At 58.8% G+C, this 14,026-nt stretch carries 16 protein-coding genes; 11 read left to right on the forward strand and 5 right to left on the reverse strand.

Annotated features, from left to right (window positions below):
* Nucleotides 1–100: 100 nt before the first annotated feature.
* The 4 genes from QMX93_RS26220 to QMX93_RS26235 all read right to left on the reverse strand — a co-directional run bounded on the left by QMX93_RS26220 (nt 101) and on the right by QMX93_RS26235 (nt 2,784).
* Entirely contained in the window at nt 101–355 is a 255-nt protein-coding gene (locus QMX93_RS26220) for a hypothetical protein (protein ID WP_053122559.1), read from the reverse strand.
* Nucleotides 356–399: 44 nt separating this feature from the next.
* Nucleotides 400–741, reverse strand: coding sequence for a hypothetical protein (locus tag QMX93_RS26225; RefSeq protein ID WP_053122557.1), 342 nt, complete (start codon nt 739–741; stop codon nt 400–402).
* An 82-nt stretch (nt 742–823) separates the two neighbouring features.
* The gene (locus tag QMX93_RS26230; protein WP_282358456.1) at nt 824–2,020 is read right to left on the reverse strand and encodes an MFS transporter; all 1,197 of its coding nucleotides are present in this window, start codon (nt 2,018–2,020) and stop codon (nt 824–826) included.
* 110 nt (nt 2,021–2,130) lie between these two features.
* Nucleotides 2,131–2,784 (reverse strand): HD domain-containing protein, encoded by a 654-nt coding sequence (locus QMX93_RS26235; protein WP_282358457.1) that lies wholly within the window; start codon nt 2,782–2,784, stop codon nt 2,131–2,133.
* 220 nt (nt 2,785–3,004) lie between these two features.
* Between QMX93_RS26235 and QMX93_RS26240 the strand changes: the two genes are divergently transcribed.
* The 10 genes from QMX93_RS26240 to QMX93_RS26285 all read left to right on the forward strand — a co-directional run bounded on the left by QMX93_RS26240 (nt 3,005) and on the right by QMX93_RS26285 (nt 11,803).
* Nucleotides 3,005–3,484, forward strand: a complete 480-nt coding sequence (locus tag QMX93_RS26240; RefSeq protein WP_053122551.1) for a GNAT family N-acetyltransferase — start codon at nt 3,005–3,007, stop codon at nt 3,482–3,484.
* A gap of 337 nt (nt 3,485–3,821) precedes the next feature.
* The gene (locus QMX93_RS26245; protein WP_053122549.1) at nt 3,822–4,316 is read left to right on the forward strand and encodes a PAAR domain-containing protein; all 495 of its coding nucleotides are present in this window, start codon (nt 3,822–3,824) and stop codon (nt 4,314–4,316) included.
* Between the two features lie 5 nt (nt 4,317–4,321).
* Nucleotides 4,322–5,050, forward strand: coding sequence for a hypothetical protein (locus QMX93_RS26250; RefSeq protein ID WP_053122547.1), 729 nt, complete (start codon nt 4,322–4,324; stop codon nt 5,048–5,050).
* Nucleotides 5,047–5,580 (forward strand): hypothetical protein, encoded by a 534-nt coding sequence (locus tag QMX93_RS26255; RefSeq protein WP_282358458.1) that lies wholly within the window; start codon nt 5,047–5,049, stop codon nt 5,578–5,580. The genes QMX93_RS26250 and QMX93_RS26255 overlap by 4 nt, the downstream gene beginning before the upstream one ends.
* Before the next feature lie 30 nt (nt 5,581–5,610).
* The gene (locus QMX93_RS26260; RefSeq protein ID WP_282358459.1) at nt 5,611–6,525 is read left to right on the forward strand and encodes a hypothetical protein; all 915 of its coding nucleotides are present in this window, start codon (nt 5,611–5,613) and stop codon (nt 6,523–6,525) included.
* A gap of 89 nt (nt 6,526–6,614) precedes the next feature.
* Entirely contained in the window at nt 6,615–7,604 is a 990-nt protein-coding gene (locus QMX93_RS26265; RefSeq protein ID WP_282358460.1) for a 2-dehydro-3-deoxygalactonokinase, read from the forward strand.
* 19 nt (nt 7,605–7,623) lie between these two features.
* A complete protein-coding gene (locus tag QMX93_RS26270) occupies nt 7,624–8,244 on the forward strand; it encodes a 2-dehydro-3-deoxy-6-phosphogalactonate aldolase (RefSeq protein WP_008085516.1) in 621 nt (206 codons plus the stop codon).
* Nucleotides 8,245–8,305: 61 nt separating this feature from the next.
* Complete coding sequence (gene dgoD, locus QMX93_RS26275; RefSeq protein WP_030131992.1) at nt 8,306–9,454, forward strand: galactonate dehydratase; 1,149 nt, start codon at nt 8,306–8,308, stop codon at nt 9,452–9,454.
* A gap of 174 nt (nt 9,455–9,628) precedes the next feature.
* Entirely contained in the window at nt 9,629–10,939 is a 1,311-nt protein-coding gene (locus tag QMX93_RS26280) for an MFS transporter (protein WP_053122535.1), read from the forward strand.
* A 60-nt stretch (nt 10,940–10,999) separates the two neighbouring features.
* Nucleotides 11,000–11,803 (forward strand): IclR family transcriptional regulator, encoded by an 804-nt coding sequence (locus tag QMX93_RS26285; protein WP_053122534.1) that lies wholly within the window; start codon nt 11,000–11,002, stop codon nt 11,801–11,803.
* A 6-nt stretch (nt 11,804–11,809) separates the two neighbouring features.
* Here QMX93_RS26285 and QMX93_RS26290 read toward each other — a convergent pair whose 3' ends face one another.
* Nucleotides 11,810–12,862, reverse strand: coding sequence for an NAD(P)-dependent alcohol dehydrogenase (locus QMX93_RS26290; protein WP_053122532.1), 1,053 nt, complete (start codon nt 12,860–12,862; stop codon nt 11,810–11,812).
* Nucleotides 12,863–13,054: 192 nt separating this feature from the next.
* On the opposite strand from QMX93_RS26290, the gene QMX93_RS26295 reads away from it, so the two are divergent.
* The gene (locus QMX93_RS26295; protein WP_053122530.1) at nt 13,055–13,945 is read left to right on the forward strand and encodes an AraC family transcriptional regulator; all 891 of its coding nucleotides are present in this window, start codon (nt 13,055–13,057) and stop codon (nt 13,943–13,945) included.
* Nucleotides 13,946–14,026 lie beyond the last annotated feature (81 nt).

The raw sequence follows: 14,026 nt of genomic DNA on the forward strand, positions 1-14,026 counted from the left end.
CGTTCACACCATCACACGTTCACACCATCACACGATCACACGATCACACGATCACACGATCACACGATCACACGATCACACGATCACACGATCACATTGCTCAGCTGTCGAGCTTACGCGCCGCTTCAACCCCGGCCGCGCTGAGCTTGATCGGCAGGTTCAGCGAATGTTCGCCGGCTTCGTTGCAGGTCACATGGCCGTGGTGAATCAGTCCGCGATCCTGCAAAGCGGCGAGGGCGCCGGCCACGACTTTCTCGCCCCGGTAATTGTCCAGCACCTCCTTGCCCAGACCACTCGGGTGGGCGTGCAGCAGGCGGGTGAGGACTTCTTTTTCCAGGTTTTTATCGACGTTCATGGTTACCTCTTCATTGGATTGAATAGGACGCTCGCGTCGGCGAACTACTGACCGGAGCCTTCGGAACCGGAACCACCCGTGGTGGATTTAGAGCCGACGCCGGGGCCCGCATTGTCGGGCATGCCCGGAGCGTCGGGGGTGTTCATGCCGCCCTGACGACCCGGGTCACTGCCCTGCGTGCGCGGATCAGTACCGGTGGCCGGCGGCTGATTGATCAACGGCACGCCCGAACCATCGGTGTTCATGCCGGGAGCACTGTTGATGGCGGGGGCGCGAGGCGGGGTCGGGTCGGTAGGGCCGGTGCCTGCCGCAGTGGCGGATGCGGCGAACACCGCAGGGCAGAGCAGGGCGCTGAATACGAAAGCGGTCAACCTTGACGAGATCATAGGGCTTCTCCAGTGATTGGAATCCTTACCTGTCGTTGGTCTGCCCTGTGATCGGATTGGTGCCTGATGAACGACGAACGGTCTAAATCGCCTCCGCAGTGTTTACGTTGAGGCGACGCCAGAGCAGCCGGCCCAAGGTGATAAGCCAGTTGATCAAAGCCACCACCAATACCGTGAGCAACAACGTCGCCATGCCATGCTCAACGATGATTTTCCCGGCCAGCAATGGAAAGCCAAACACGCCGATAAAATACGAAAGGCTGAACAGCAGCAGCGCTTGCGAAGTGGTACCCGTCGGTGCTTCGTTCGCCGCGAGTCCGTTGATCACTGAATAGGTCAGACCATAACCAACGCCGAGCATCAGCGCCGCCAGCAGATAGGTAAATCCGCTGTGCACACCAAACGCGAACAGCACGATCGAGCCAAGCATCAGCCCGGACAACAGACACGAAGCGCGCAGCGGATCACGCTTGACCACGTAACCGGCGATCAACATCCGGCTGCTGATCGCTGCGCTCATGAAACCGAGGAAGAACAGCGAATAATCCAGCGAGCGCGCCGCCGCATAACTGGTCTGAAAACTCGACAGCCCGCCGAACACACAGCCGCCGAGCCCGACCATGATGATCGGAAACACGGCGCGCGAGCTGAGCACTTGGCGGGTCGCTTGCCAACTGATTCTCGCGGCAGACGTGGCTTGCGTGCTTTTCAGTCGAGCGCCGACACGCCAGAACAGCAGCACGCCGATCAGGCTCGCCAACGCCGCCAGATAAAACGCCGAAGTCACCGGCAACCCCAGCGCACTGGCTGCGCGCCCGAGTAACGGGCCGCTGCCGATGCCTGTCATCATGCTGCCGGAGAGCAACGCAAAGTATTTCGCCCGCTGCGCCGGGGTCACCAGACTGGCAACAATAATCGGCCCCAACGTGTAGAAAACACCCCAGCCCAACCCTAGCAGCAAACCGAAAAACAACAGCAAATGCCCGAACCCCGGCGTCATCGCAAAACCCAGACTCGCCGCCACCAGCAACAGCCCGAACAGCGCAATCGACCGCGCCGCGCCGAGCATGTCCGACAAATGCCCGGACACCAGCACCGCGACAAACGTACTGACCATCGCCGCCGAAATTACGCTGCCGGCGTCGTGTTCATTACCGCCGCGTGAACCGATCAATAGCGACAGCAAAAACGTTGAGCCATACGACAGCGACAACAGATAACTGGCGAGGCAGAACAGGCCGAACAACTTGCCTGACACCTGGGGTGTTGCTTGCGACATGACGCGGTTCCTTGACCGGGTAAATTGAGCGTCATCTGTTTAACACGTCGGGCCTGTGGGTTAGGTGCGCGGTTGGCGAAGTCAGGTTCAGCACAGGCCGGAGTAACAACTCAGACGATGCCGATCTCTTCCATGAATTGCTCCATGAAACCCTTCAGACGCTGATGACGTATCTGCGCCAGACGCTGGCCGGCGACAGTCTGGAAACCGTCGGCGAGGTGCAGCAGTTTGGTCTGGAAGTGGTCGAGGCAGAAACGCTTGTCGTCGTAGTCGCGATGTTTCGCCTGCGGATCTTGCGGGTCATACAGCGCCGACCCCATGCGCCCGGCGATATAAAACGTGCGGGCGACGCCGAGCATGCCCAGCGAATCGAGGCGGTCAGCGTCCTGGACGATCTTCGCTTCGAGGGTGAGCGGGGTGATGTTGGCGGAGAAGCTGTGCGCTTCGATGGCGTGGGCGACGCTGGCGATTTTATCGCTGGGCCAGTTCTGTTCGGCGAGCACTGACGACGCTTTTTCTGCGGCCAGACGCGAGGCTTGTGAACGCAGCGGCGAGTTCTTTTCGACGGCCACGCAATCGTGCAGCAGCACGGCCGCGAGCAAGACCTCGAGATCGCCACCTTCTGCTTCATGCAAGGTGCGTACGTTGTGCCAGACCCGCTGCAAATGCGCGAGGTCGTGCGCGCCGTCGTCGGATATTTCCAGAGCGTGGGGCAGTAACCCGGCGGCCAGTGAAATCAGTGGTGCAAAAGCAGCATCGTTCATAAGCATCCTTACTGGCTGTCGTAGATTTTCAGTCGATGATACTTCTGTGGTGAGGGGATTTATCCCCGACGGGTTGCGAAGCAGCCCCTTTTTTTGGGGGCGCTGCGCACCCCATCGGGGATAAATCCCCTCACCACAAGGTTCTCTACCAGGTTTGGAATGTGACGAGCAGCGCCCACGGCCTTAGTATGGCGTTTTCCTTTTCCGACAAGGCCCGTCCATGACGATCGAAATCCGCCCGGCGACCCCCAGCGATGCCCCGCAAATCCTCGCCTTCATCACTGAACTCGCCGATTTCGAAAAGGCCCGCCACGAAGTCATCGCCAGCGTCGCCGACATCGAACGCAGCCTGTTCGGCGAAGGCGCCACCGCGCACGGTCTGATCTGCCTGCGCGACGGCTTGCCGATCGGTTTCGCCGTGTTCTTCTTCAGCTACTCGACCTGGCTCGGCAGCAACTGCCTGTACCTCGAAGACCTCTACATCACCCCCGAACAACGCGGCGGCGGCGCCGGCAAAACCCTGCTGCGCCACCTGGCAAAAATCGCCTGCGACAACGACTGCGGACGCTTCGAATGGAGCGTCCTCGACTGGAACACCCCGGCCATCGACTTCTACAAATCCCTCGGCGCACAACCGCAGGAAGAGTGGGTGAGGTATCGCATGGACGGCAAGGTATTGCGTGAGTTTGCTGAAGGCTGAACGTCAATAAGAGCTATACGCTGCTAATTTGATTGTCGGCACTGCTCTAGTCCTGCATTCTACGCGCGCATTTTTGCGCGCTCATGGATGACACCTGCAATGCCTCTGGCACCCTTTCTCCACGCCCGTGGAGCCTTCGCCGCGTCAATGAGTGACCGGCCGATGTGTCAGCTACGGGCGTCGATGCTTTATTTAGCAAACAACAATGTTGGTCGACCTCTGCAAACTGCCGCCACCTCGATCGGCTTGAGTACTGTCGCGTCTTGTTCGTCCCAGTCGACAACTGCAATCGATATCCGTAGCCGCACCCGAAATCTTTGAAGCAAGGAGCTTTGAATTGAGTGGTAAACCTGCTGCCCGCGTCACCGACCCTACCGCCTGCCCATTGCCAGGCCATGGCACCAACCCAATCGTTACCGGCTCGCCGAATGTTTTCTTCGACGGCCTCGCCGCCGCGCGCATGACCGATACATCGGCGTGTGGCAGCCCGATTACCGGAGCTGTGTCCGGTACGGTATTTATCAACGGCTTAAATGCCGCCACGCTAGACAGCACCGGCGGGCACGGCAATGTCGTGATCGGTGGCTCGGGCACAGTAATCATCGGCCAGAGTGGCGGCGGTGCGGCGTTTACCGGGTTACTGCCGATGCCGGTGCATTTCAATGACCGGATGCAGATCGTTGATGAACACAGCGGTGAACCGCTTTCCTATATTGCCTATGTCATCGAACGGGCGGATGGAGCGTTGGAACGAGGCGTAACTGACGCCGGAGGGCATACTCATACGGTCAGTTCGCACCTCAAAGAAACCATCAAACTGTACGTGGAGTAACACTGATGGGAGCCCAATCCGGAGCCATTCAAGGATGCATCGGGAGATTGGTCGCCAGCCATGAGCTGACGACCAAAGAGGATCAGACAGTCAAACCGGTGACACTTGCCAGAGAAGTTGTAGCCTTTTTCATTGGTGGTGCTGGCGATTCGGAAAGTTACTACGGAGACGGGCCGAGCAACTACACGTTGCGTGCCATGGAAGCTTTGCAGAGTCGTTTGGGCACGAGCTTTGGCGGAAAATTCCAACCCTATTACATGGGATACAACGATGTAAAAGGGGAAGGCGATCTGGAGGAGTTTATATTCTCGAGGCTGCCTCACAAGTCCGCTCACGTCTACATCGTTGGTCATAGTCTGGGCGGGTGGAACGGCGCGCATTTGTCGCAGATTCTGACCGATAAAGGTTTTATCGTGAAAATGCTCGTCACGCTGGATCCTGTGGGCGAAGGTGTGATGGTGGCGTTGATTTCCGATATTTACTGGTCGGAGCCGACGCCCAAGGCTGAAACCTGGATCAACGTTCGTGCGGAACCTGACGAGATAGATCGAACTGACGTAGTCGCTTGGGTGGGGGGTAAATGGGATATCGAATCCGGGCCGGATGTTATCGGGATCGTTAAATTCAACCATTACTCGGCGTTGAGGCTTTATGAATCCCGGTTGGAGTGCGGACAGTCCGCATTGGATTTATCGGCGAACTCAATCGCGGGTTACTTGGGAGCAGGCGCATGAGATGGGTATTGCTTCTCGTTGTGTCGTTCTTGTGCGTTGCCTGTGCCAAGTCTCATGACATTACCCCCGCAACGTTGGGCTATGAATCGATTACACCTCGCCCGGACAGTGTTTTTTTTGAGGTCAATTTCAGTTCCGATGTAGAACTGCTGGAGATTTTCTGGCGGGAGAAGAACGCGAACAGTTTTGATCAGGTGTTTATCTGTGCCCTGGGTGATGACACTGATTTTTCGATTGAGCACACGATATCGAAAGCAGCCATGGGTTTGATCACAGAAAACAAGAAGCACTCGAAGATCGCCGGATTCGGTTATACCGCGAGCATTTCTTTCAAAGACGTTGGGGAAAAGAAAAGAACCTCGGCGTATCTGAGTCGTGACGCCATAAAGAGCTTATTAAAAGACAAGCAAAAGATTCCGTGCAAAGTGGTGGTCACGGCAACCGGTTATGACGCGTATTACACAAGGTCACTGTTTATTCCGGTTGCAGATGTTTTTTCTGCCTTGTCGGACTACGACAGCCTTCGATGAGGCGCCCTGGTGTTGGCTTATGGAGTGGTAATGGCAAGGTTGCTTTTGGTTTTTTTGTTTGCGTTGTGTTCCTCCTGCATGCACTTGGATGTTCCGCCCGCCAGGCTTGAGTTTTCCTCGATCAATCACGAGATGTCCTCCTACTACGACCTGCGTTTCACCTCAGACCGAAATTTGATTGACCTCTATGAAGATCACGGGCGGCAAGGTCAGATTGGTACCTGGATCCATTGCTCGCTAAATGGTGATGTGGTTTTTTCCATCGAACATGAAATTGTTCTCGAAGCTTCGGGAATCGTCAGCGGCATGCGTTTGATTGAAGGTGATCGTCGATTCGAAATGTTGGCCAGCATCAACGTCGAGAATCACGCGATCAACGATGGACATAAAGACGTCCGGCCCGCCGAACTGGTGCAAATTCTCAAACCGCAGGAATACATTCCCTGCAAGGTCGTCATCACCGCGTTCCCATTCGTGGCGTATTACTCGAAAGTCATGTACATGCCCACGTCGAGGTTCATTGCGGCCATAGAAAATCCTCGAGTGGCACCAGCCCGTATTTTGCTAAAACCGTCCGATCAACCGAGGTCATTACTGCCTTTTTCGTCAGTGTGCATCGTGCGCTGGCGCTATGAACTGGCGCTCGGATATGACCAGATCGACAGGCTCGGGCTCTGCAGTGACGTGCCCTATGCCGGCCTGCTGGCCTCATTTGCGCCGAACAAAACGAAGTTGAAGATTGTTTCAGGTTCAGAGCAGACATCAGCACCGTTTGCGGCGTACACCATCATTCGCGGTGATGGACGTTTGGAGCCCGGGATCGCTGATGAAAATGGCCGTACGCACGAGGTGGGTTCCACTGAGTTCGAAACGCTGAGGATCCAGATCAACAAGGAGTTGGATGTCGTCGAGCGCTGGACAAAATGGACTGACGACTTCCCATAATATGGGACGCAAAATTACATATTGAGATTTTGTTCTCGGAGGGGCTATAGTCCATCGCACTCACTGCCAAAAACAAAACAGGTGAAGCGATGCTGGCGCAATTGATCGCGCTCGATTGGGGGACGACCTCATTACGTGCTTACAAACTCGCGGCGGACGGTGTGGTGCTGGAGCAGCGCTCGCTGTCGTCCGGGATCATGCAGTTGCCCAAGACCCCGCGAATCATCAACGGTCGCGAATGCGTCGATGGTTTTGAATTGGCTTTCGATGAAGCCTGCGGCGACTGGCTCGATGCGCAGCCGGATCTGCCGGTGATTGCTTGCGGTATGGTCGGCAGTGCGCAGGGCTGGCGTGAAGCGGCCTACTGCGAGACGCCGGCGAACGTCGCCAATCTCGGAAACTCCCTACAAACAGTTATCAGCATTCGCGGCACCGTCGTGCATATCGTGCCGGGCGTGATTCAGCGTTCGCGTTTGCCGAACGTGATGCGCGGCGAAGAAACCCAAGTGCTGGGTGTGTTGCAGAGCCTGCCGGTCGAGGCGGGCGCTGATCTGTTGATCGGTCTGCCGGGCAGTCATTCGAAGTGGGTGGACGTGGTCGATGGCTGCATCACCCGTTTCGACACGTTCATGACCGGCGAAGTGTTCGCCGTGCTCAGCGAACACAGCATCCTTGGCCGCACCCAGCAAGTCAGCGCGACGTTCGATGCTCAGGCGTTTGACCGTGGCGTGCAGATTGCGCAGTCGGCGGACGGCGAACTCGGCGTACTCTCGACCTTGTTCAGTGCCCGCACGCTGGGCCTGACCGGTGAACTGAGCCCGACGGCGCAGGCGGATTATCTGTCCGGCCTGATGATCGGCCATGAATTGGCCGCACTGGCCAGCGCTCAACGCCGACGCCGCAACAACCCGAATCTTCCTTCGATCATCCTCATCGGCAACGCGCAACTGTGTGCGCGCTACCGCCGTGCCCTCGACGCCTGTGGTTTCGCCAAGGTGACGCTGGCCGAGCAGGCCACCGAGCATGGTTTGTGGCAACTGGCGCTGGCCGCCGGATTGATCGATTCCTCATCCCGTTAACCCTGACTGGAGGCCTGACATGCTCAAGCAAGCATTGGCGCAAAACGGTCTGATCGCGATTCTGCGTGGCCTGCACCCGCAGGAAGCCGCCGCTGTCGGAGAAGTCCTGTATGCCGCCGGATTTCGCGTCATCGAAGTACCGCTAAATTCCCCATCGCCGTACGAAAGTATCCGCATCCTGCGCAAGACCTTGCCCGCCGATTGCCTGATCGGTGCCGGCACAGTGTTGACGCCGGAGCAGGTCGAGTTGGTGAAAGAGGCCGGCGGCCAAGTGATCGTCATGCCGCACAGCGATGCCAAGGTGTTGCGCGCGGCGAAAGCGGCGGGGCTGTTTCTGTCGCCAGGTGTTGCCACGCCGACCGAAGCGTTTGCGGCGCTGGCGGAGGGCGCGGACATTCTCAAACTGTTCCCGGCCGAGCAGATGGGTCCGGCAGTCGTCAAAGCCTGGCTTGCGGTGTTGCCGTCCGGGACGGTGCTGGCGCCGGTTGGCGGCATCACGCCGGACAACATGCAGGCGTTTATCGACGCCGGCGTGAAAGGTTTCGGCCTCGGTTCCGGCCTGTTCAAACCGGGCATGACCCCGGAGCAAGTGGCGGTGAATGCCAAGGCCTACGTGGCCGCGTGGAAGGCCCTTCGCTAAGACTTTTTGGCGCTGCGTGCGCTGCATCTAATAAGAGCTGCATTTACAAAAGAGAGCAGAGATGAAAATCACCAAACTCACCACCTTCATCGTTCCGCCGCGCTGGTGCTTCCTCAAGATCGAAACCGACGAGGGCGTGACCGGTTGGGGCGAGCCTGTGGTTGAAGGGCGCGCGCACACCGTTGCCGCCGCTGTCGAAGAATTGTCCGATTACCTGATCGGCAAAGACCCGCGCAACATCGAAGACATCTGGACGGTGCTGTATCGCGGCGGTTTTTACCGTGGCGGCGCGATCCATATGAGCGCACTGGCCGGCATCGATCAGGCGCTGTGGGACATCAAGGGCAAAGCCCTCGGCGTGTCGGTGAGTGATCTGCTCGGTGGCCAGGTGCGCGACAAGATTCGTGTGTATTCGTGGATCGGCGGCGACCGTCCGGCCGACACCGCGCGTGCGGCGAAAGAGGCGGTGAGCCGTGGTTTCACTGCGGTGAAAATGAACGGCACCGAAGAGCTGCAATTCCTCGACTCCTTCGAGAAAGTCGACTTGGCGCTGGCCAACGTTGCCGCCGTGCGTGACGCGGTCGGGCCGAACGTCGGTATCGGCGTCGACTTCCATGGCCGCGTGCACAAGCCGATGGCCAAGGTGCTGATGAAGGAACTCGATCCGTACAAACTGATGTTTATCGAAGAGCCGGTGCTCAGCGAAAACTACGAAGCGCTGAAAGAGCTGGCGCCGTTGACCAGCACGCCGATTGCCCTCGGCGAGCGCTTGTTCTCGCGTTGGGACTTTAAACGGGTGTTGAGCGAAGGTTACGTCGACATCATCCAGCCGGACGCTTCCCACGCCGGTGGTATCACCGAAACCCGCAAGATCGCCAACATGGCCGAAGCCTACGACGTCGCGCTGGCGCTGCATTGCCCGCTGGGGCCGATTGCGCTGGCGGCGTGCTTGCAACTGGACGCGGTTTGTTACAACGCGTTTATCCAGGAGCAAAGCCTGGGCATCCATTACAACGAGAGCAATGATTTGCTCGACTACGTGAAAGATCCGCGGGTGTTCGATTACGACAAAGGCTTCGTGAAGATTCCGAACGGGCCGGGGTTGGGCATCGAGATCAACGAGGAATACGTGATCGAGCGCGCGGCGGTCGGGCATCGCTGGCGCAACCCGATCTGGCGCCATGCCGATGGCAGCTTTGCCGAGTGGTGAGTCGTCCCTGACACACCCGATGAGATCGTTCCTACGCTCTGCGTGGGAACGCCTCAATGGACGCTCTGCGTCCGCTTTTGGGACGCGGAGCGTCCCTGGCTGCATTCCCACGCGGAGCGTGGGAACGATCAGGCCTCAGGCCGACCTCAATAAACATAAAAAGAGGCTCTCCCCATGCAACCGCAAACCCTCACCGGGCAGGCGTCTTTAGTCGCGCCCAGCCGCAAGCGGTTTTTCATCATGGTGCTGCTGTTTATCACCGTGGTCATCAACTACCTCGACCGCAGCAACCTGTCGATTGCCGCGCCGGCGCTGACCAGTGATCTGGGCATCGACCCGATCCACGTCGGCCTGATCTTCTCCGCGTTCGGCTGGACCTACGCGGCCATGCAGATCCCCGGCGGCTGGCTGGTCGATCGCGTGCCACCGCGCATTCTCTATAGCGTCGCTTTGCTGTTGTGGTCGATTGCCACGGTGATGCTCGGTTTCGCCGCCAGTTTCATCGCGCTGTTCGTGCTGCGCATGGCCGTCGGTGCACTGGAAGCACCGGCCTATCCCATCAACAGTCGCGTTGTAACAACCTGGTTTCCCGAGCGTGAACGCGCCACGGCCATCGGTTTCTACACCTCCGGGCAATTCGTCGGCTTGGCATTTCTGACCCCGGTACTCGCTTGGCTGCAACACGAATTCGGCTGGCACATGGTCTTCGTCGCGACCGGCGCCGTCGGCATTATTTGGGCGGCGATCTGGTACGCGGTGTATCGCGAGCCACGGGATTTCAAAGGCGCCAACGAAGCCGAAATCGACCTGATCCGCGAGGGCGGTGGCCTGGTTGATATTCAGAAAGAATCGGCCAAGGTCAAAGCCAAATTCAGTTGGACCGATCTCGGCATCGTTCTGACCAAACGCAAATTGTGGGGCATCTACCTCGGCCAGTTTTGCCTGAACTCGACGCTGTGGTTTTTCCTGACGTGGTTCCCGACGTACCTGGTGAAATATCGCGGTATGGACTTCATCAAGTCCGGCCTGCTCGCGTCGCTGCCGTTTCTTGCCGCGTTCGTTGGCGTGTTGTGTTCAGGGTTCTTTTCCGACTTCTTGATCCGTCGCGGCTACACCGTCGGCTTTGCGCGCAAGTTGCCGATCATTGGCGGGCTGCTGATTTCCACCTCGATCATCGGCGCCAATTTCGTTGAGTCGACGCCGCTGGTGATTGCCTTTCTGGCGCTGGCGTTCTTCGGTAATGGACTGGCCTCGATCACCTGGTCGCTGGTTTCGACACTGGCGCCAGCACGGCTGCTCGGATTAACCGGCGGGGTGTTCAACTTCATCGGCAACCTCTCGGCGATCACCACGCCGATCGTGATCGGCTTCCTCGCCAGCGGCGATTCGTTCGCGCCGGCGATCACGTATATCGCGGTGCTCGCATTGATCGGTGCTTTGTCCTACGTGCTGCTGGTCGGCAAGGTCGAGCGTATCGAGTTGTAGTGGTCTGCGTCGGGCGACCATAATGCCGCCCGTTCCCTCGCTCAACGGTAAAGGCTGGATATGCAGGAAGACGCTCCGGAAAAAACCAAGGACGCCGCGCCCACTGGCACCCAGACGCTGTTGCGCGGCCTCGGTGTGGTGCAAGCGGTGGCCAGTGGCGCCCGCGATCTCAAGGAAATTGCCCGACTGATCGGCACCACACGCAGCACCACCCATCGTCTGGCCAGTTGCCTGGTCGATGAACGCTACCTGCGCGTGGTGCCGCAAGTCGGTTATCTGCTCGGGCCGAAGCTGATCGAACTGGGTTTTCAGGCGCGCGAAGAACTGCCGCTGGTGAGCCTGGCCGGGCCGTATCTGGACGAGTTGTCGGCGCTGACCGGCGACACCGTGCATTTGGGCATTCGTGAAGGTGATGAAGTGCTGTATCTGCTGAAGAACCCGGGGCGCAATGGCCCGGAAATGCGTTCGCGGGTCGGCCATCGCATGCCGCTGGCGCGCACCGGGATTGGCAAGGCGTTGATGCTCGATGATTCGCCGAAAGATTGGCAGCGGCTGTACGACATCAGCCTGCCGGCGGGTGGGAAAAGTCAGTTCTGGCCGCAGCATCCCCAGCAGTCGTGGGAACAGCTTGAGCAGCGCATGACCGAGTACGTCGCCGGTGGCTACGCCTTCGATCTGGAAGACAACGAACCGTCGATCCGCTGCGTGGCGGCGCCGATTCGCGATGCGAGCAAGGGCATTGTTGCGGCGATCAGTATCGCCAGCACCGTGCCGTACATGCCGCTGGAAAAAATGGCCGAGCTGATTCCCCTGATCAAAGGAGTCACAGCCCGGCTCTCGGCGGAGCTTGGCTTGAAGGTTTAAGCGGGTTTAAACCTTGAGCGTCGCCATGTCGATGACGAAACGGTACTTCACGTCGCCGGCGATCATGCGCGCATAAGCTTCGTTGATCTGGCGAATGTCGAGCATTTCAATGTCGCAGGTGATGTTGTGCTCGGCGCAGAAATCCAGCACTTCCTGGGTTTCGGCGACGCCACCGATCAACGAACCGGCCAGGATGCGGCGACCCAACACCAGTTTGGCGGCATGCACGGGCGGATCGATCGGTTCGATCAGGCCAACCAGAATGTGCACGCCGTCGAAACGCAGGGTGTCGAGGTACGGGTTGAGATCGTGCTGCACCGGAATGGTGTCGAGCAAGAAGTCGAAGTAACCGGCAGCCGCTTTCATCTGCTCGGCGTCGGTGGAAACGATCACATGATCGGCACCCTGACGACGACCTTCTTCAGCCTTGCTCGCCGAGCGGGTGAACAGCGTCACTTCAGCGCCCATGGCCTTGGCGAACTTGATACCCATGTGGCCCAAACCGCCCATGCCGAGAATCCCGACCTTGTCGCCAGCCTTGACGCCGTAGTGCTTGAGTGGTGAGTAGGTGGTGATGCCGGCGCAAAGAATCGGCGCGGCGCTGGCCAGTGCCAGTCTTTCCGGAATGCGCACGACGAAGTGTTCGCTGACGACGATGCTGTCCGAATAACCGCCCATGGTATTGCTGCCATCAACTCGATCCGGGGTGGCGTAGGTCATGGTCGGGCCTTCGAGGCAGTATTGCTCAAGGTTCGACTGGCAGGCTTCGCAGGTGCGGCAAGAGTCGACCATGCAGCCAACCCCGACCAGATCGCCTACTTTGTGTTGGGTGACATTCGCACCGATCGCGGTGACTTTTCCGACGATCTCGTGGCCGGGCATCAACGGGTAAACAGCGATGCCCCATTCATTGCGAGCCTGGTGGATGTCGGAGTGGCAGACGCCGCAGTAGAGGATCTCGATCGCGACGTCGTCGGCGCGTGGGCTGCGACGTTCGAATTTCATCGGGGCGAGGGGCGTGGTGGCCGATTGGGCGGCATAGCCGATGGCGGTGTACATGTGAAACCTCGCAAAAGCATGAACAAGTGAGGCGGCGCATTCTGGGCGTCGACTGACAGTCCGGCCATGACGATTCCTCCGGGTCTCATGCCTAATCCTCCGGCATGCGGGTTTGATTGGCCGCAGCGGTAAAAGGATCTGCCATCATGCTTTCATCGCCTTTTTCCGCCCTATTTTCAGTGAAGAGTTTTGATGCAATTAACCCGTCATCTTGATGCCAATGCCCGGCTGGTTTCGTTGATCGAACCGCTGGCGCTGCGCGATGGTTATTCCCCGACCGGGTTGCCCGGTGTGCAAGTGTTGCGCGCCAGTTGCGACGTCGCCCGAGGCCCGCACATTTATGAGCCGAGCCTGATGATCATCGCCCAGGGCAGCAAACTGGCGTTCTTGGGGCCGCGGACGATGGAATATGGCGCCGGACATTATCTGATTCAGGCGCTGCCGGTGCCGTTCGAGTGCGAGACGTTTGCCTTGCCGAATGCGCCGTTGCTCGGCGTGAGCGTGGCGATTGATCGGGTGTTGCTCGGTGAACTGGTGTTGGCCATGGGGCTGGCCCCGGGGCGGCATATTCCGGCGCAGACACCGGAGTCGATGACCTCGGTGGTGCTCGACGATGACATGCGTGGCTGCGTCGAGCGCCTGTTGAGTTGCCTGCACGATCCGCTGGAGTGCCAGATTCTCGGGCCGGCGCGAGTGCGTGAGTTATTGTTCGTCGCGTTGCGCGGGCCGCAGGCGGATGTGTTGCGCGCGTTGGTCGAGCAGCAGGGGCAGTTTGCCCGGGTGGCGGCGTCGATCAGTCATCTGCATGCGCATTACACCGAGCCGTTGAATGTCGAGACATTGGCCGGTTGCGCGAACATGAGCGTGTCGACGTTTCATGAGCATTTCAAACGCAGCACGTTGCTGTCGCCGGTGCAGTATCTGAAGCGTTTACGCTTGTTGAAGGCGCAGACGTTGCTGGTGGCGGAGGGCTTGGGCGTGGCGCAAGTGGCGCATCGGGTCGGGTATCAGAGTACGTCGCAGTTCAGTCGCGAATATAAGCGCTACTTCGAGCGTAGCCCGGGCGATGAGCGCGCTGCCTGATTCCACGCATATCCCCTGTGGGAGCGAGCCTGCTCGCGAATGCGGTGCATCAGTCGACATCATCTTTATATGACACACCGC

It is taken from the genome of Pseudomonas sp. PS01303, assembly GCF_029959385.1.
Lineage (GTDB): Bacteria > Pseudomonadota > Gammaproteobacteria > Pseudomonadales > Pseudomonadaceae > Aquipseudomonas > Aquipseudomonas rustica.